This is a genomic window from Amycolatopsis sp. NPDC024027 (assembly GCF_040638975.1).
In the GTDB taxonomy this organism is placed as follows: domain Bacteria; phylum Actinomycetota; class Actinomycetes; order Mycobacteriales; family Pseudonocardiaceae; genus Amycolatopsis.
Map to the genome: position 1 here is coordinate 1 of NZ_JBEZYY010000029.1, position 17,112 is coordinate 17,112.

19 protein-coding genes are annotated in these 17,112 nt (G+C 73.0%); 8 read left to right on the top strand and 11 right to left on the bottom strand.

The genetic code is table 11. The annotated features are described in order from the left end of the window. Positions 1–290: 3-deoxy-7-phosphoheptulonate synthase (locus tag AB0F52_RS44315; RefSeq protein WP_360184248.1), on the top strand; the 290-nt coding region annotated here is incomplete at its 5' end. 7 nt (positions 291–297) lie between these two features. On the opposite strand, the gene AB0F52_RS44320 is transcribed toward AB0F52_RS44315, so the two are convergent. Continuing rightward, entirely contained in the window at positions 298–1,080 is a 783-nt protein-coding gene (locus AB0F52_RS44320; RefSeq protein ID WP_360184251.1) for an SDR family oxidoreductase, read from the bottom strand. A gap of 86 nt (positions 1,081–1,166) precedes the next feature. On the opposite strand from AB0F52_RS44320, the gene AB0F52_RS44325 reads away from it, so the two are divergent. Beyond that, positions 1,167–2,003 carry a helix-turn-helix transcriptional regulator gene (locus AB0F52_RS44325; RefSeq protein ID WP_360184253.1) on the top strand — a complete coding sequence of 279 codons (837 nt, stop codon included), beginning with the start codon at positions 1,167–1,169 and terminating at the stop codon, positions 2,001–2,003. Positions 2,004–2,012: 9 nt separating this feature from the next. On the opposite strand, the gene AB0F52_RS44330 is transcribed toward AB0F52_RS44325, so the two are convergent. The 5 genes from AB0F52_RS44330 to pknB form a co-directional block, all read right to left on the bottom strand. Then, on the bottom strand, positions 2,013–3,329 hold the full coding sequence (locus AB0F52_RS44330) for a wax ester/triacylglycerol synthase family O-acyltransferase (RefSeq protein ID WP_360184256.1): 1,317 nt from the start codon (positions 3,327–3,329) through the stop codon (positions 2,013–2,015). Positions 3,330–3,514: 185 nt separating this feature from the next. Further along, positions 3,515–4,216, bottom strand: coding sequence for a hypothetical protein (locus AB0F52_RS44335; RefSeq protein ID WP_360184258.1), 702 nt, complete (start codon positions 4,214–4,216; stop codon positions 3,515–3,517). Between the two features lie 138 nt (positions 4,217–4,354). Then, entirely contained in the window at positions 4,355–5,860 is a 1,506-nt protein-coding gene (locus AB0F52_RS44340) for an SPFH domain-containing protein (RefSeq protein WP_360184261.1), read from the bottom strand. 57 nt (positions 5,861–5,917) lie between these two features. Then, positions 5,918–6,127, bottom strand: coding sequence for a hypothetical protein (locus tag AB0F52_RS44345; RefSeq protein ID WP_003100783.1), 210 nt, complete (start codon positions 6,125–6,127; stop codon positions 5,918–5,920). Then, positions 6,124–8,145, bottom strand: coding sequence for a Stk1 family PASTA domain-containing Ser/Thr kinase (gene pknB / locus AB0F52_RS44350; protein ID WP_360184264.1), 2,022 nt, complete (start codon positions 8,143–8,145; stop codon positions 6,124–6,126). The genes AB0F52_RS44345 and pknB overlap by 4 nt, the downstream gene beginning before the upstream one ends. Before the next feature lie 103 nt (positions 8,146–8,248). Between pknB and AB0F52_RS44355 the strand changes: the two genes are divergently transcribed. The 5 genes from AB0F52_RS44355 to AB0F52_RS44375 all read left to right on the top strand — a co-directional run bounded on the left by AB0F52_RS44355 (position 8,249) and on the right by AB0F52_RS44375 (position 11,057). Continuing rightward, complete coding sequence (locus AB0F52_RS44355) at positions 8,249–8,617, top strand: Rv2175c family DNA-binding protein (protein WP_158264148.1); 369 nt, start codon at positions 8,249–8,251, stop codon at positions 8,615–8,617. A gap of 178 nt (positions 8,618–8,795) precedes the next feature. After that, the gene (locus AB0F52_RS44360) at positions 8,796–9,125 is read left to right on the top strand and encodes a hypothetical protein (RefSeq protein WP_360184266.1); all 330 of its coding nucleotides are present in this window, start codon (positions 8,796–8,798) and stop codon (positions 9,123–9,125) included. Positions 9,126–9,131: 6 nt separating this feature from the next. After that, the gene (locus AB0F52_RS44365; RefSeq protein ID WP_360184268.1) at positions 9,132–9,548 is read left to right on the top strand and encodes a hypothetical protein; all 417 of its coding nucleotides are present in this window, start codon (positions 9,132–9,134) and stop codon (positions 9,546–9,548) included. 240 nt (positions 9,549–9,788) lie between these two features. Next, on the top strand, positions 9,789–10,313 hold the full coding sequence (locus AB0F52_RS44370; protein ID WP_360184271.1) for a CGNR zinc finger domain-containing protein: 525 nt from the start codon (positions 9,789–9,791) through the stop codon (positions 10,311–10,313). A 126-nt stretch (positions 10,314–10,439) separates the two neighbouring features. Continuing rightward, positions 10,440–11,057 carry an MmpS family transport accessory protein gene (locus tag AB0F52_RS44375; protein WP_360184274.1) on the top strand — a complete coding sequence of 206 codons (618 nt, stop codon included), beginning with the start codon at positions 10,440–10,442 and terminating at the stop codon, positions 11,055–11,057. 37 nt (positions 11,058–11,094) lie between these two features. On the opposite strand, the gene AB0F52_RS44380 is transcribed toward AB0F52_RS44375, so the two are convergent. The 5 genes from AB0F52_RS44380 to merB are packed head-to-tail and all read right to left on the bottom strand — an operon-like array spanning position 11,095 to position 16,109. Continuing rightward, positions 11,095–11,874 carry an LLM class F420-dependent oxidoreductase gene (locus tag AB0F52_RS44380; protein WP_360184277.1) on the bottom strand — a complete coding sequence of 260 codons (780 nt, stop codon included), beginning with the start codon at positions 11,872–11,874 and terminating at the stop codon, positions 11,095–11,097. Then, on the bottom strand, positions 11,871–12,797 hold the full coding sequence (locus AB0F52_RS44385) for a phytoene/squalene synthase family protein (protein ID WP_360184280.1): 927 nt from the start codon (positions 12,795–12,797) through the stop codon (positions 11,871–11,873). Before AB0F52_RS44385 ends, AB0F52_RS44380 begins: the two co-directional genes overlap by 4 nt. Continuing rightward, positions 12,794–14,266 carry a phytoene desaturase family protein gene (gene crtI, locus AB0F52_RS44390; RefSeq protein ID WP_360184282.1) on the bottom strand — a complete coding sequence of 491 codons (1,473 nt, stop codon included), beginning with the start codon at positions 14,264–14,266 and terminating at the stop codon, positions 12,794–12,796. The genes AB0F52_RS44385 and crtI overlap by 4 nt, the downstream gene beginning before the upstream one ends. A 1-nt stretch (position 14,267) precedes the next feature. Beyond that, entirely contained in the window at positions 14,268–15,359 is a 1,092-nt protein-coding gene (locus AB0F52_RS44395; RefSeq protein ID WP_360184285.1) for a polyprenyl synthetase family protein, read from the bottom strand. 60 nt (positions 15,360–15,419) lie between these two features. Beyond that, entirely contained in the window at positions 15,420–16,109 is a 690-nt protein-coding gene (gene merB / locus AB0F52_RS44400) for an organomercurial lyase (RefSeq protein WP_360184287.1), read from the bottom strand. A gap of 95 nt (positions 16,110–16,204) precedes the next feature. Here merB and metF point away from each other — a divergent pair, with 95 nt between their 5' ends. After that, entirely contained in the window at positions 16,205–17,089 is an 885-nt protein-coding gene (metF, locus tag AB0F52_RS44405; RefSeq protein WP_360184290.1) for a methylenetetrahydrofolate reductase [NAD(P)H], read from the top strand. Positions 17,090–17,112 lie beyond the last annotated feature (23 nt).

Sequence of the window (17,112 nt, forward strand, 5' to 3'; positions counted from 1 at the left end):
CGATGCACGGCAACACCCACGAGTCCTCCACCGGCTACAAGACCCGCCACTTCGACCGGATCGTCGACGAGGTCCAGGGCTTCTTCGAGGTGCACAACAAGCTGGGCACCTACCCCGGTGGCATCCACGTCGAGCTGACCGGCGAGGACGTCACCGAGTGCCTGGGCGGCGCCCAGGAGATCTCGGACGTCGACCTGTCGGGCCGCTACGAGACGGCCTGCGACCCGCGGCTGAACACCCAGCAGTCGCTGGAGCTGGCGTTCCTGGTCGCGGAGATGCTCCGCGGCTGAGGCCCGCTCACGCCCCGGCGCCGCCGTCGACCGGCACGATCGCGCCGGTCACCATGGACGCGCGGTCGCTGAGCAGCCAGGCCGCCGCCTCGGCGACCTCGCGGGGTTCGGCCATGCGGCCGAGCGGGATCGAGGCGCTGATCCGCTCGACGACCCCGGGGGTCGCGGCTTCCCACGCGTCGATCATGTCCGTGGCGGTGCCGCCGGGGGTGATCCCGTTGACCCGGATGCCGTGCGGGGCCCAGGTCACGGCCGCGGTCTCGGTGATGCTGTTGAGCGCCCGCTTCATGGCGCCGTAGGCGGGCAGGGCGGGGTTGGCGCGGCGGCTGCCGATGCTGGAGGTGTTGACGATCGCCCCGCCGCCGCTCGAGCGCATGAGCGCGGCCTCGGCGGTCATGGCGGTCCAGTGCGCGCGGAAGTTCACCGCGAACTGCTGGTCGATCTCTTCTTCGGCGGTGGTCTCCAGCGGACCGGGCTGCTGGATGGCCGCCCCGTTGTTGAACGCGCCGTCCAGGCGGCCGTGCCGCTGCTCGACGTGGTCGACCGCGGCCCGGATGCTCGCGGAATCGGCCAGGTCCAGCGCGACGGCGTCGGCGGTGCCGCCCGCGTCGCGGATCTCGCCGGCGATGCGGTCGAGCGACTCGGTGCCGCGCGAGGCCAGCACGACGGCGGCGCCTTCGCGGGCGAAGAGGCGGGCCGCGGCCGCGCCGATGCCGCGGCTGGCGCCGGTGATGAGCACGACCTTCCCGGTGAGCAGGCCGATCGGGGGAAATTCGCTGGTGTTCGTCATGCCCTCGACGCTGCCCCGGTCCGCGGCCGGGAGACAGGCATCATCCGTACCAGGATCGGGCCCGGAGGCGTCCGCATACTGAAGGCATGGACAAGCAGGAGCTCGGGGCGTTCCTCCGCAGCCGTCGTGAGCGGCTGCGGCCGCAGGACGTCGGCCTGCCCGCCGGGCCGCGCCGGAGAACGCCGGGCCTGCGCCGCGAGGAGGTGGCGGTGCTCGCGCACATCTCCACCGAGTACTACGTCCGCCTCGAGCAGGGCCGGGCGCCGCGCCCGTCGGGCGAGGTCCTGGCCGGGATCGCCGGTGCGCTGCGGCTGACCGACGCCGAGTCCGAGCACCTGCACGTCGTGGCGGGCACCGCGCCGATCCGGAGCGGCCGGCACCGCCGTGACGTGCGTCCCAGCATCCTGGCGCTGCTGCGGCGGCTGCCGCAGACGGCCGCCATCGTCATTTCCGCCACGTTCGAGGTGCTGGCCTGGAACGACCTCGCGGCCGCGCTCATGGAGGACTTCGCCGAGGCCTCGCCCGAGGGGCGCAACCTCGCCCGCAAGGCGTTCCTGGGGCCGGCCGAGCCGCCGTACGGGATCTCCGACGCCGCCGAATTCCGGCTCACCGTCGTCATGGAGCTGCGCGCCACGCTGGCCCGCTACCCCGCCGACCCGGCTGTGCGCGGGCTCGTCGACGAACTACGCGCGGGCAGCGCCGATTTCGTCCGGCTGTGGGACCGGCACGACGTGCAGGCGACGCCGGTGCTCACCAAGACCTTCCGGCACCCGGCAGTGGGGGACGTGACCGTCGACTGCGACTCCCTCGCCCTGCCCGACCGCGACCAGCACCTCGTGCTCTACACGGCGCCGCCCGGCTCCCGCGGCGCCGAGGCGCTGGCGTTCCTGGAGGTGGTCGGCTCGGCGGGCGTCACACCCTGACGAGCACCGTCAGGAGGCGTCGACCAGCCGGGCCGCGGACTTCAGGACCGCGTCCCGCAGCGAACCGACGTCCGGCACCGCCGCGCCGTTGGCCTGCAGTCCGACGTGGACCGAATCCCGGTACGTCGCGACCGCGATGCCGACCGCGTGGCGCGGGGCCAGCGGCACGAACGGGTAGACCTCCGCCATCCGGGCGCCGTCGAGGGACAGCCGGGCCGGGGGCACCGGGACGGTGGTGATCACCAGGTCGAACAGCATCGGCGCGGCCCGGCCCGCCGTGCGGGTGCCCAGGCGGTGCAGCAGCGGCGGGACGCGGCCGGCCAGCAGCGGCAGCGCGCCGGCGCCGCGGCTCGGGCCCGCCGCCTTGTTGCGGGTCATCACCCGGCGGACCACCCGCAGCCGCTCGACCGGGTCGTCCTCGCCGACCGGCAGGTCGCACAGGTACCCCGAAAGCTTGTTGCCGCCGACCTGGCCGCCCGCACGGCCGCGCACGCTCACCGGGATCAGCGCGCGCAGCGTGCGGCCGTCGGCACGCTGCCCGCGGTTCACCAGCCACTCGCGCAGGGCCCCCGCGAGCACCGCCAGCACGACGTCGTTGGTCGTCCCGCCGTGGGCGCGGCGCACCCGCCGCAGCTCGGCCAGCGGCAGCCGGACGAACCCGAGGCGCCGCTCGGCCGACGGCGGGGCCGACACCGGCGAGAGCGGCGGACGTGCGGCGCGCACCAGCGAAGACGCGATCCCGGCCGCCTCGTTCGCCTGGCCCCACGCCGTGCCCAGCGCGTCCTTCACCGTGTCCAAAGTGGAGCGCGGCGCGGGGATCGGGCGGGCCGGCGCGGAGCCGGTTTCCGGCAGCTTGACGCCGTCGAGCAGCCCGGCCGCGACCGCGTACGCGCCGGCGCCGTCGGTCAGCGCGTGGTGCAGTTTCAGCAGCAGCGCGAACTTCCCGTCCGGCAGCCCGGTGACCAGGGTCAGGTCCCACAACGGCCGGGACGTGTCGAGCGGCTCGGCGATCCACCGCGACGCGTAGGCGGAGAGGGGGTCCGGCTCGTACAGCGAGCTCAAGGCGACCTGGTGGATGTGGTCGGCGGCAACGAAACCCGGGTCGTCGGCCCAGCTGGCCGAGCCCGGCGGGAACAGTTCCGTGCGCGCCCGCTGGCGCAGCTTCGGCAGCCGGGCGGCCCGTCGCGCGAGCAACGCCGTCAACGCGGCCGGGTCCACCGGGCCGCGGGCGGTGAAGGTGACCACCGCACCCATGTGCATCGGAGAGGTTTCGCTTTCCAGGCAAAGGAAAGCGACATCGAGTGCGCTGAGCGGCGAGCCTGCCATGGGCGACCTTTCCGGGTTCGCGGGGGGCGCACGGCCACGTGCGTCGGAAGGGAAGGAACCCACTGCACCAGCCCGACATGACAGCCGGGTGGTCGAAGTGTTTCCACCACGCTAACGAGCGACCCCGTTCCGCCATTCGAGATACCCCGGGCGGTGGTGCCCCGGCTCACAGATCGGGAAAGAAGTCATTCCCCCGGAGCATGCTCGGGTTCTTCGGCCCGAGCCACCGGTGTGCCCCAATCGGGGGTGAGCGCGACCTGCTTGCCGACGCGGCGCACCGGCAGGCCGTTCACCTGCCGGCGGCCCAGCCCGGGCCAGATTTCCGCGGCGTCCTTCGCCGCCGAGCGGATCGCGCCACCGTCGAGCGTCGTGCGGGTTTCCGGGATCTCCCGGTCCGTCCACTGCACGACCAGCTTCAGCGGGCCGGCCGAGGGCAGCGGCCACAGGAACACCTCGTGCTCGACCGCGAACCGGGTGCCGCCGACCGGCTGGGCCCGCAGCACCGGGGCCTCCGGTTCGGACGCGGACGGCACCGAGATCGTCTCGGAGCTCGCCCGGCTGCCGTCGGCGTAGAGCACGCCGATCAGCAGCCCGTTGTAGTCGGGCTTGCGGCGGTGGTCGATCAGCCCCTCGGCGGGATCTTCGACCAGGCTGTCCCGGGAGTACACCGTGACGCGCAGTGTCACCGCCTCCGGCCACACCTCGATGATCCGCAGCGCGACCACCGTGCGCTCGGACCGGCCCAGCGGCTGCGCCCACGGCAGCACGGCCGGGACGATGTACTCGCGCGGGGGATCGGTCCAGTGCCGTCCGCTGAACGCGTAAAGCTCCTGCTCCGGAACGGGGAACAGGGGACGCTCACGGGGACCGCCGGTGAAGAAGCTCATCGGACGGCCCGCGACGCACGGTCCGGCACCATGCGCCCACGGTAGGACAACCGAGCGGGAATTTCCGCCCCCGAACGGGGGTACGGCCCCCGCGACCCGTGATCCGGGACACAGAGGCCGTACACGCGGTGTGATCGATCAGTCGCTGAGCTTCAGTTCGCCGTTGCGCCGGGCGGACTCGTCGAGCTCCTTCTCGGCCGGCTTGCCCATGGCGTCCATCAGCTGCCGGGCCAGGCCGACGCCGGTCCCGCCGAGCGACAGCGCCTTGGCGAACATGTCGGACATGCCGTCGGCGCCGTTGAGCACGACCATGTGGTCGATGTTGCCGAACGCGCTCGCGCCCGCCTCGACGATCTCCGGCCAGCGCTCGGCCAGCTGCTGCGCGACGACGGCTTCCTGGTTCTCGGCCAGCGCCGCCGCCCGCGCCTTGATGGCGTCCGCTTCGGCGAGCCCCTTCGCCCGGGCCGACTCGGCTTCGGCGAGGCCACGCGCCTTCGCGGCTTCCGCTTCCGCCAGGCCGCGGGCCTTGGCCGCGGCCGCCTCGGCCTCACCCGTCGCCCGGGTCGCGCCCGCCATCGCCTCGGCACGGGCCTTGGTGGCCTGGGCCTCGGCCTCGGCGGCCGTCTTCACGCGGGTCGCGTCCGCCGCGGCCCGCAGCTCGGTCTCCCTCGCCTCGGCCTGGGCCTTGGCGATCGAAGCGTCACGGGCGGCGTCGGCCGTGGTCCGCGTGTCGTAGGCCTTCGCGTCGGCCGGCTTGCGGACCTGCGACTGCAGCCGCTGCTCGGCCAGCGCCGCCTCCAGCTCGGCGGCGCGGGTCTCCTGGACGACGACCTCCTGGCGCGCGGTCGCCTCGGCGAGCGGGCCCGACTGCGACGCCTTCGCCCGCGCCTGGTCGACCTCGGCCTGGTAGCCGGCCTGCTGGATCTGGCTTGCGCGGACCGCGGCGGCCTTCTTCGCGGCCGAGACCTGCTCGACCTCGGCGGCCTCCTGGTCGCGCTGCGCCTCGGCGATCCGGGCCGACGCGGCGATCGCGGCGGCGTGCGGCTTGCCGAGGTTGTTGATGTAGCCGGACTCGTCGTCGATCTCCTGGATCTGCAGCGAGTCGACGATCAGCCCCAGCTTGATCATCTCGGTGGCCGAGGACTGGCGCACCTCGCCGGTGAGCGCGTCCCGGTTGTGGATCATCTCCTCGATGGTCAGCCCGCCGACGATCGAGCGCAGGTGCCCGGAGAAGAGCTCGTGGATCGTGTCGTTCATGCCTTTTTGCTGGTCCAGGAACCGGCGGGCGGCGTTGGCGATCGAGGCGAAGTCGTCCCCGACCTTGTAGATGACGACGGCCCGCACGGTGACCGGCAGCCCCTGCTTGGTCACGCAGGAGACCTGCAGGTTGACGCCGCGGGTGTCCAGCGACAGCCGCCGCGCGGTCTGGAACCCGGGGATGACGTTCACCCCACGGCCGGTGATGATCTTGAAGCCCAGGCTGTCCGCGGTGTCCGCGCGGTCGACGCGGACGCCCAGCCCGGAGATGATCAGCGCTTCGTTCGGTTCGGCCACTTTGTACAGCAGCCGCAGGATCCCGAAGACGACGATCAGCACGGCGATGACGCCGCCGGCGGAAACCAGCAGGATTTCCACGAGGCTCATGGCACCGACCCCCCTCGTTCTGTTCTGTTGTGGTGTGTTGGTGCCTCTTCCACGCCGTCAGCGGCTCAGGGGTTGCCAGCGTTCCACGTAAACCGTGCGCGGGGGTTCGAAGTCGACCACCAGCACCTGCGTTCCCGACGTGAACGTCTCCTCCGGGTCGGCCGGATACGCGTAGAACGCCTCCGTGCCGCCCCGGACGTTCAGGAGCACCTCACCGATGAGGCCGGGGCCGATCGTGCCCGTCACGCGGCCCCGGCTGCCGATCATCCCCCGAAGCCCTTCAGCTTGACCTTGGAGTTCTTCGCCACGAACGTGCCCGGCGCCGGGTCCTGCTGGAAGACGAAGTCGAACCCGCCACCGCCACCGCCGCCGGGACCGCGGCCGCGGCCGCCGTCGCGGTCGGCCTTCAGGCCGGCCTGCTCCAGGATCTTCTGGGCGTCCTCGAACGAGCGGAACCGGACGTCCGGCACCTGGACGGCGTTGTTGACGAACACGCCGATCCGCTTGGCCTTGGCCGTGGCGTTCGCCGGCGGGTCGGTCCGGGTGACGGCGCCGGCCGGGACGTCCTGCTTGAACTCTTCGCCCGCCTGGAACGGCTCGAACCCGGCCTGCTGCAGCAGGCCGAACGCCTCGTCCTTGGACCGGCCCACGACGTCCGGGACCGGCGGCAGCGGGATCGGGCCCTTCGACACGATGATCGTGACCTGGCCGCCGATGGTCAGCTGGCTGCCCGCCGCCGGCGTGGTGCGGATGACCGCGCCCTGCGGGACTTCGGCGTCGAAGTCGTCGGTCCCGCGGACCGGGGTCAGCTGGGCCGCCTTGATCGCCTGCTGGGCGTCGGGCAGCGCGGTGCCCGGCCGGATGTCCGGCACCTGCGGGCGGCCCTTCGACAGCACCACCGAGACCGTCGCGTTCGGCGACAGCGTCGTGCCCTCCGCGGGGTCGGCGCGCAGCACGGTGTTCGACGGCGCCGTGTTGTCGTACTCCTGGCTGAACCGCGGGTTCAGCTTCACCGCCCGCAGCGCGTCGCCGGCCGCGGCCTGGTTCAGCCCGACCAGCTTCGGCACCTGCGCGGTCTTGTCGCCACCGGTGTCGGTGAGGATGAAGGCGAACGCCCCGATCAGCCCGCCGAGCAGCAGCACCGCGGCCGCGATCACGAGGATCCGCTTGCGGTTGTCCTGCGGCTTCTCCGGCTCGGGCCGGCTGCGCCGCCGCGGCGGCGGCGGGGTGAGCGAGGGCGAGAGGGCCGGGGGAGCGGTGTGGCTCAGCGCCCGGGTCGCGTTCGGCCGGTGCACCGGCATCGTCTTCTCGGTGTCCGGCACCTGCGGGATCCGCGGCAGCGTGCGCTCGGTGTCGGCGAGGTCCCCCTGGCCGTGGGACACCGGGATCGGCACGGTCACCGGCAGCAGCCCCAGCTGGGCGCGCACCGCGGTCAGCTCGGTGAGGAACTCCCCGGCGTCGGCCGGGCGCAGCTGCGGGTCCCGCCGCGTCGCGCGCACGACCAGGTCGTCCAGCGCCGGCGGCAGGTCCGGGCGCAGCTCGCTCGGCCGCGGCACGTCGTCGTTCACGTGCCGGTAGGCCACCGAGATCGCGGTGTCGCCGGTGTAGGGCACCCGGCCGGTCAGCATTTCGTACAGCAGGATCCCGGCCGCGTAGACGTCGCCGCGCGAGGACGCCGCACCGGTGGCGACCTGCTCGGGGGAGAGGTAGGCGACCGTGCCCAGGATGACGCTCGAACTGGTCGTGCCCGCGCTCGCCACGGCCCGCACCAGGCCGAAGTCCGCGACCTTCACCGCCCCGCCGGTGTGCTGCCCGACCCGGCCGATCAGCACGTTCTCCGGCTTCACGTCCCGGTGCACCAGCCCGGCCCGGTGCGCGGCGGCCAGCGCCGACAGCACGGGCTCGGCGACGCTCAGCGCCAGCGCGACGTCCAGCGGGCCGTGGTCGTCCAGCAGGTCGCGCAGCGTCCCGCCGTCGACCAGCTCCATCACCAGGAACGCCAGGCCCGACTCCGCACCCTGGGGCAGGTCGAAGCCCTGGTCGTGCACCGCCACGACGTGCGGGTGGTGCAGCTGCGCCGCGGACTGCGCCTCCCGCACGAACCGGTCCACGAACGACCGGTCGTCCGCGAAGCGCGGGTCCATGATCTTGATCGCGACCGGACGGTCCAGCCGGGTGTCCGTCCCCCGATAGACGGAAGACATTCCGCCGTGGGCGAGCAGCCGGTCCACCCGATAGCGCCGCTCCAAAAGCGTGCCGACCAGGCTGGGTTGGGTGCGTGTCACGAGTATGGATCGTACGGAATCGCGCACGCCTCGTGGAGGAGACCTCGCGGGTCACCCATGCGCACTAGCGGGTGAGGGGACGGAATGTGGCACAGTGTCACCTGTGAGTGGGATTCCTGTCGCCGAAGACATCCTCGACACCGCCATCGCGGTCCTTCCGCTGACGGAGGTGGCGACCGTCCTCGGGACCTCGACCAACAAGGTCCGGCAGATGCTGCGCGACGGGCAGCTGATCGCGGTCCGGCGCCGCGGCGAACTGTGCGTGCCCGGCGACTTCTTCGTCAAGGACGGTGTCGTCAAGGGCCTGACCGGGACGATCACCGTGCTCGCCGACTCCGGGTTCTCCCGGACCGAGATGCTGCGGTGGCTGTTCACCGAGGACGACACGCTGCCCGGGAGCACGCCCATCAACGCGCTGCGCACCAGCCACGGCACCGAGGTCAAGCGGCGTGCCCAGGCGATGGCGTTCTGACCTGCAGCTCTTTCGGGGGTCCGGGTGGCGGAGCCCCCGGCTCGGGGCGAAGCCCCGGATGTCACTGGTGAAAGCGGTCATCGCCGCGAGCAGCTGAACGGCCGCCGCGGTCAGCAGGCACACCGGGAGCGACCACGCCGCGAGGGGGCCGGCCAGCGCCGCTCCCGCGGCCAGCCCGGTGATCTTCACGCTCGCCGCGGTCGTGAACACCTGCGCGCGGACGTGCTCCGGTGCTTCGCGGTGGCGGATCGCGAACAACGCCGTGAGCTGCGGACCTTCGGCGAATCCGGCCAGCACGGCCGCGACGATGACGCCGTGCCCGCTCGCGGCGACGAGGCAGCTCGCCGCCAGGAGGAGCGTGCTCAGCCGGACGATCCGGTCGGGTGCCCACGGCAGCGGCTTCTTCGCGAGGATCGCGTTGGCCAGCAGCGACGCCACGGCCAGGACGGTCAGCAGCAGCGCGCCGTCCGCCGGGCCGCGCAGGTGCGCCGCGCCCAGCAGCGGGTAACACACGGTGACCATACCGATCCCGGCGCAGGAAATCGTCGAGGCGGTGGTCGCCCGCCGCAGCGGTGCGTTGCGGACCAGAACCCTGAAGCCGTCCTTGAGGCGGGTCTTCACTGGTGACCGCTTCGGCAGCGACCACGCCACGGGGATCGCCGCGGCGACCAGGCCGGCCGCGACCACGAGCCCGGCCGGCCCGCCGAGGAGCCCGGCCAGGCCGGGCCCGGCGAGCGCGGCGGCGGTGAACGTCATGGCGTCGAGGCGGCTGGCCTTCGGCAGGGCGGGCCCGGCGGCCGCGGGCAGCTGCGCGGTCCAGCCGCCGGCGATGGCCGGGTTGAGCAGGCCGGTCACGACGGCCACCGCGACGACGGCTTCCAGCGGCAGGCGGCCGAACACGGCGGTGACCAGCGCGATCCCGCCCGCGTAGCCGCCGAGTGCGACGGCGAGCAGCCGTCCCGGGGTCGCGCTGCGGTCCAGCCGGGCGCCGAACACCGGTCCGCCCACGGCGGCGGCCGCGGTCAGCCCGGCGAGCAGCGCCGCACCGGCGTGCGGGCCCGCGGTCATCCCGAGCAGCAGCAGCGCGGGCCCGGAGAGCTCGTCACCGGTCCGGGCGAGCGTGGCACCGAGGAGGTAACGTCTTATCACTGACAAGACGTTACAATGGGGCATGGCCTTTCCGCACCGGGATTCCGTGCAGCGCGCGGTGGACCTGCTGGTCGTGTTGCTGGTCCCGGCCCCCGACCCGGCCGTGGTCGCCCGCGTCCTGCGCGAACACGGCGAACCGGAGCCGGCGCTCTCGCCCGAAGACGTCGCGGAACTGCGGGCGGCGGCGCTGGAGCTGCGCGAAGTCTTCGCGGCGCGTGATGTCGCTTCGGCGGCTTCGGTGCTCAACGCGTTGTTCGCGGCGTACGCGGGCCCGCCGCGCTTGTCCGACCACGAAGACGGCTACGGCTGGCACCTGCACGCGGACGCGGCCGACGACGGGCCGTGGGGCGCGTGGCTGGTCACGTCGTCCGCGCTGGGGCTGGCGGCGCTGCTGGCGGAGCGCCAGGACGTCCCGGGCGGGCTGTGCGCGTCACCCTCGTGCGGCAAGCCGTTCGCCCACACGGGTGGCGGCAGCCCACGGCGGTACTGCTCGCCCCGGTGCGCGACGCGCGAACGCGTCGCCGCGCACCGGGCGGCCCGCAGGTAACGCACTGGGGTCGTCCGGCCCGTCGACCCGGGTCTTTCGACCTGTTTTGTCGCAGAGGATAATGAACCGTCGGAAAGTCACGACGACGCGAGAGACCCCGTCGCGAGACCCGAAACGAGAAGCCGCATGACTTTCCCCGCCTCACCGCCGCCCTCAGCCCCGAAGAAGCACCCCAAGTGGCCCTGGGTCACCGCGGGACTGGCGGCCTTCGTCATCATCGGCTCGATCTCGGCCACCACCCGGCCCGAGCCGACCGTCGCTGCCGGCGGAACACCGGTCGCGGCCACCGTCACACCGGTCACGACCACGGACCCGGCTGTTGCCGCCGCGGAGAGCTCCGCCGCCAGAGCGAACCTCGAAGCGGAAGAAAGCCGTGCTTCGGAATCCGCACGCCAGTCCTCGGAAGCCGCGGCCAGTTCCTCTGCCGCGGTCGAGGCTCAGCGCAAGGCGGACGAGGAGTCGGAGCGCAAGGCGAACGAGATCACCTACAGCGTCACGACGACCGGAGCGGGGATCTCGATGATCACGTACCTGAAGCCCGGCTTCGACAATTCGCAGGAAACCAGCGTCCGCGGGAAGAAGTGGTCGAAGACCATCGAGGCGGAGGGGCGCACCCTGGGCATCAACATGAACGCGCAGAACTCGGGTGGCGGCACGATCACCTGCCGGATCACCCGCGGCAACGGCAGCGTCATGTCTGAGAACAGCAGTTCCGGCCAGTACGCCGTCGTCAGCTGTGGCTGAAGGTGGCCGGGACCCGAGGCCCCCGGCCACCGGCAGCTCAGCCCTGGGTCTTGTCGCGCCAGGCGATCCACTTCTCGAGGGCGCCCAGGTCGTAGTCCGGACCGCCCACGCCGACGGTGAACGTCGTGACGCCCAGCTCCAGGAGCTTCGGGCCCAGCTCGTCCGGCTCGCCCTGCACGCCGCAGGAACGCTCGATCTCGGCCGGGTCGCGGCCGACGTCCGCGCAGTGCTGGTCGAGGATCTTGACCTTGCGGGCGACGACCTCCGGGTCGCCGAAGCCGTGCCAGATGTCGCCGTGCTTGGCCACCAGCTTGAGGGTCTTCTTTTCGCCGCCGCCGCCGATCAGCACCGGGATCTTGCGGGTCGGCGCCGGGTTCAGCTTGCCGAGCCTGCTTTCGATCCGGGGCAGGGATTCCGCGAGGTCGTCGAGCCGGCCGCCGGCGGTGCCGAACTCGTAGCCGTACTCGTCGTAGTCCTTCTCGAACCAGCCGGAACCGATGCCGAGGATGAGCCGCCCGCCGGAGATGTGGTCGACCGTGCGGGCCATGTCGGCGAGCAGCTCCGGGTTGCGGTAGCTGTTGCAGGTGACGAGCGCGCCGATCTCCACCCGGGACGTCGACTCCGCCCACGCGCCGAGCATCGTCCAGCACTCGAAGTGCATGCCTTCGGGGTCACCGTAGAGCGGGTAGAAGTGGTCCCAGTTGAAAACGATGTCGGCGCCGAGTTCTTCGGCGGCCGACGCGGTGCGCCGGATGCTGTCGTAGTCGGCGTGCTGCGGCTGGAGCTGCAAGCCGATCCGGATGCGTCGTTCGGTCATGATCGCAGCCTACGACCGCGACCGGCCGTTTCGCGCGCCCAGACCGTGGCCAACCGGGGCAGCGCCACCACCAGCCTGCGCCGCTTCGGCACCACCGCGCGCCGGGTCAGGATGTCGTAGTCCAAGGCGGCGATCTCGTCCAAGATGGCCTCGTACAGCGTCAACGCCGTCCGCACGCACGGCCGCGATTCGGGACGCAGCAACGCCACGCCCGCTTCGGCGCGCCGGTACACCGCCCGGGTCCGGGCGACGAAGTACGCCATCGCCGCCCGGATCCGCGGATCGGGCCGCCTCGCCTCGAGCAGTTCACGCGAAACGCCGAACGCGGCCAGTTCGGCCAGCGGCAGGTACAGCCGTCCCCGGTCGAGGTCCTCGCCGACGTCGCGCAGGAAGTTCGTCAGCTGGAACGCCTCGCCCAGCGCGATCGCACCCGGCTCCGCGTCGGCGAGCGGGCCGACCGTGCCGAACACCGGCAGCATCTGCAGCCCGATCACCGCGGCCGAGCCGTACATGTAGTCGCCCAGCTCGGCGAAGGTCGCGTACTCGACCGGCGAAAGGTCCATCCGCATCGACTTCAGGAACGCGTCGAACAACTCACGCGAGAGGTCGTAGCGCCGCACGGTGTCGGACAACGCCACGAGCACCGGGTCGGCCGGCGTCCCGCCCGCGAAGACGACGTCGACCATCTCTCCGACCCGGTCGAGGGAGGCCGCCGGGTCGGTGCCCGGCGCCGGGTTGTCGACCAGTTCGTCGGCCATCCGCGCGAACCCGTAGAGCGTGTGCGCGGCGGGCCGGGCCCGGGCCGGCAGCAGCCGCGTCGCGAGGAAGAACGTGCGGCCGTAGTGGGCGTTGATGCGGCGGCACTCGGTGTAGGCGGCGCGCAGGCCCGGTTCGGTGATGCCCGCCGCGTCGAGTTCGTTCACCGGCCGGTGATCCTTTCCGCCGCCAGTCGTCCGGAGATGAGCACCGGCGGGATGCCGACGCCGGGGGTGGTGCCGCAGCCGGCCAGCACGACGTTCCCGGCCGCGCGGACCAGGTTCGCCGGCCGGAACGGACCCGTCTGGCCGAACGTGTGCGCCAGCGAGAACGGCGTCCCGGCCATGAGGCCGCGCGCCGCCCAGTCCGCCGGGGTGATCGTCTCGTCGACGGTGAACCCGCCGCCGAAACCGGTCAGCCCGCGAGCCTCGAGCGTGCGAAGCAGCTCTTCGCGGTACGGCCCGCGGACGCGGTCCCAGTCGATCGGGCCGCGGCGCAGGTTCGGCGCGGGCGCGAGCACCGAGACGATCTCGCCGCCGCGCCCGGCCAGCCCCGGGTCGGTCGCCGTCGGCCGCGTGACCAGCAGCGACGGGTCGCTCATCAGCTTGCCCTCGCGGATGATCTCGGCGAACGTCCGCTCCCAGGCGCCGCCGAAGAAGATCGTGTGGTGGCCGAGGTCCCACTTTTCGCTCGTCCGCCCGTGCAGCACCACGGCCGACGGCGAGTAGCGCAGCGGCAGCGGGCGGCGGGGCCGCGCGCCGAGGAGCCGGTAGGCCGTGCCCAGCTCGGTGGCCAGCACCACGGCGTCGCAGGCGATCCGCTCGCCCGAGCGCGTCCGGACCGCGCGCACCCGCGAATTCACCCGTTCGAGCCACGCGGCTTCGGTGCCGAACCGCACGTCCGCGCCCGCCCGCGTGGCCGCCCCGGTCATCGCGCGGCCGATCTCGCCCATCCCGCCTTCGGGGTAGTAGACGCCGCCGACGGTGTCCATGTAGGCGATGACGCCGTACGCGCCGATCGCGCGGGCCGGGTCCAGGCCCGCGTAGAGCGCCTGGAAGGTGAACAGCCGCCGGACCCGCTCGTCCCGCAGGTAGCGGGCGACGCGGGGACCGAGCCTGCCGAACCCGCCCAGCGCGCCGAGCTTCGCCAGCTCGGGGCGGGCCAGGGCGAGCGGCGAGTCGAAGTTCGCCGCCAGGAAGTGGTCCTTCTGCACGGCGTACAGCTCGGTCAGCCAGCGGCGCAGCGCCCGGTAGCCCGCCGCTTCGCGGGCGCCGGCGAAGGCGCGGATCTCGGCCTCCATCGCGTCGCCGTCCGTGCGCAGGTCCAGCGAGCTGCCGTCGGCGAACCGCGCCCGGTACGCCGGGTCGAGCCGGGTCAGGCGCAGGTTCTTGGCCAGGGGCTCGCCGACCGCGGCGAACGCCTCTTCGAGGAGTTCCGGCATGGTGAGCACGCTCGCGCCGGTGTCCACCGCGTTGCCGTCGAAGCTCCGCTGCCCGGCCCGCCCGCCCGGGACGGCCGCCTGTTCCAGCAGGGTGACCCGCCGTCCGGCGCCGAGCAGGTGCAGGGCCGCCGAAAGGCCGGCCAACCCGGCCCCGATGACGACGACGTGGTCGGCCGGACCGTCGATCGTCCGCACGTCAGTACGTCCGCTGGGTGGCCTTGACGACCAGCCCGGTCAGCGCGGCGGGAGCCGGCTCGGCCAGGTGCGCGCGGTCGAGGGCGGCCATCGCCGCCGTCGTCAGCTCGTCGATCCGGCGCTCGACCGCGTCGACCGCGCCGACCTGCTGCAACGCCATCCGGACGGTCTCGACGCCCTCGTCGGACAGGTCCGTGTCGCCGATCGCGTCCGCGATCACGGTGGCCGCGGCCTGCTCGCCCTTCTCCGCGGCGAGCTGCAGGCCGAGGGCGGCGAGCAGGGTGCGCTTGCCTTCCCGAAGGTCGTCACCGGCGGGCTTGCCGGTGACCGACGGGTCGCCGAAGACGCCCAGCAGGTCGTCGCGCAGCTGGAACGCCACGCCGACCTCGCCGCCGAACTCCAGCAGCGTGGCGATCAGTTCCGGGGAGGCCCCGCCGAGCGCGGCGCCCAGGTGCAGCGGCCGCTGCACGGTGTAGGCGGCGGTCTTGAGCCGGTCGATCTTGAGCGCGGCCTCGACGGAGGCGTCCCCGGTGGCCTGCGTGCGGACGTCGAGGTACTGCCCGGCGAGCACCTCGGTGCGCATCGCGCGCCAGGCCGGGCGGGCCGCGGCCAGAGTGTCGGCGGGCAGGGCCGCGTCGGCGAACATGTCGTCCGCCCAGGCCAGCGCCAGGTCGCCGACGAGGACGGCGGTGGCCAGGCCGAACGTCGCGGGGGAGCCGAGCCAGCCGCGGTCCGCGTGCAGCTTCGCGCCCGCGATGTGCACGGTCGGGTTGCCGCGGCGGGAGTCGGAGGAGTCGATGAGGTCGTCGTGGATCAGCGCGCACGCCTGGATCAGCTCCAGGCTGGCCACCGCCTGCAGCACGCCCTCGGCGTCCGGGCCGGCCGGGTCGCCGCCCGCGCCGCGCCAGCCCCACCAGGCGAACGTCGGGCGCAAGCGCTTGCCACCGCCCAGCACGAACCCGCGCAGCGCGTCGATCCCGGCCGCCACGGTGGGCTCGGTCCCGAGGATCGCGGTGCCCGCCCGATCGAGGAACCCGGCCAGCGCGCGCTCGACGTGGACGGGTAGGTCGGTGTCGGCGACGGGCGCGTTCATCCCGCCATCCTCGCCGAACCCGCGGGCGCGCGGGCGCGCGGGGCACCCGGATGTGGCGAATCAGACTCCGGCCGTGGCGGCCCAGAACGGACCGGTGAGGCCCGCTTCGGCGAAGTAGGCGACGGCGTCGTGCGGCTCACGCCGCCGGTAGCCGCGCTCCAGCCGGCCCGCGTACCAGCCGCGGGCCAGCCGCCAGAGGGTGACCAGGTCGAGCACGGAACCCTTGGCCTGCCCGGTTTCCGCCAGCCAGGCGTCCACACAGGACTCGCAGCAGAAGAGGCGCTGGTTCGCGCACGTGTGCAGGACGTCGTCCCACATCCGGGCGGCGGGCACCAGGAAGTGCGCCACCTGACTGCCTTCGGGCGGCACGGCCCGGTGCACGACCAGCGCGTGCGGCTGCCCGCAGCCGGGGCAGCGGGTGGCGACGAGCACCTCCGGCTCGGCGTCGACCAGGTGCGGGATGGCGAACGAATCCCACGCGCAGCCGCCCCACCACAGCGTGTGCGCGCCCATCACCGAGAAGCCGAGCGACTTCGCGGCGAAGGGGTGGGCCAGGACGACGTGCTCGCACTCGTCGAGCACCAGGTGATGGGCGCCGGCGAGGCGGTGCAGGGCCTGCTTCGCGACGGCGAGCGACCCGCCCGCGGCGTCGGCCAGCTCCGGCGCCGCCGGCGCGCGGCCGTGACGGGCGAAGGCGCGGTACACCGCGAGGCGCACGTCCTCGTCCCAGCTCGCGTCGTCGTCCCTCATCGCCCCAGTTTAGTCCTCGAAGGTGACTCGAATGACTGTCTCGCGACGCGGACGGGGGCTCCCGGATGCCGGGCAGTGGCCCTTAACATGCGGGTATGACGTCGGTGATCGAGCGGTTGCGCGGAGACGGGCCGAAGTTCTCCATCGAGTTCTTCCCGCCCCGGGACACGGCGGACGAGGCCGTCCTCTGGAAGGCGATCCGGGAGCTCGAGCCGTACGACCCGGCCTACATGTCGATCACCTACGGCGCCGGCGGCTCCAGCCGCGACGGCACGATCCGCAGCATCGCCCGCGTCGCGACCGAGACGACGCTGGTGCCGATGGCGCACCTGACCGCGGTCAACCACTCCGTCGCCGAGCTGCGCAACGTGATCGGCTGGTACGCCTCGGTCGGCGTCCGCAACATCCTCGCGCTGCGCGGCGACCCGCCGGGCGACGTCTACGGCGACTGGATCCCGCACCCGGAGGGCCTTCAGTACGCCGAAGAGCTGGTCCAGCTGGTGCGCTCGCTGGGTGATTTCTGCATCGGCGTGTCGGCGTACACCTACGGCCACCCGCGCTCGCCCGAACTGGAGACCGACACGAAGTACCTGGTCCGCAAGCTGCGCGCGGGCGCCGACTTCGCGATCGCCCAGCTGTTCCACGACGCCGAGGACTTCCTGCGGCTGCGCGACCGGGTCGCCGCGACCGGCTGCGACGTCCCGGTGCTGCCCGGCGTCATGCCGCTGACGACGATGCGGACGTTGCAGACGACGATCAAGCTGTCCGGCGCCCCCGCCCCGCGGAAGCTGCTCGACCGGCTCGAACCGCTGGCCGACGACCCCAAGGCGTTCCGCGCGGCGGGCATCGACGTCACCACGGAGCTGTGCGAGAAGCTGATCTCCGAGGGCGTGCCGAACCTGCACTTCTACACGTTCAACCGCTCCAAGGCGACGCGCGAGGTGATCGCCCGGCTGGGCCTCGTCCCGGCCCGTGCTTAAGTACGTACCACCGGGTCCACGTG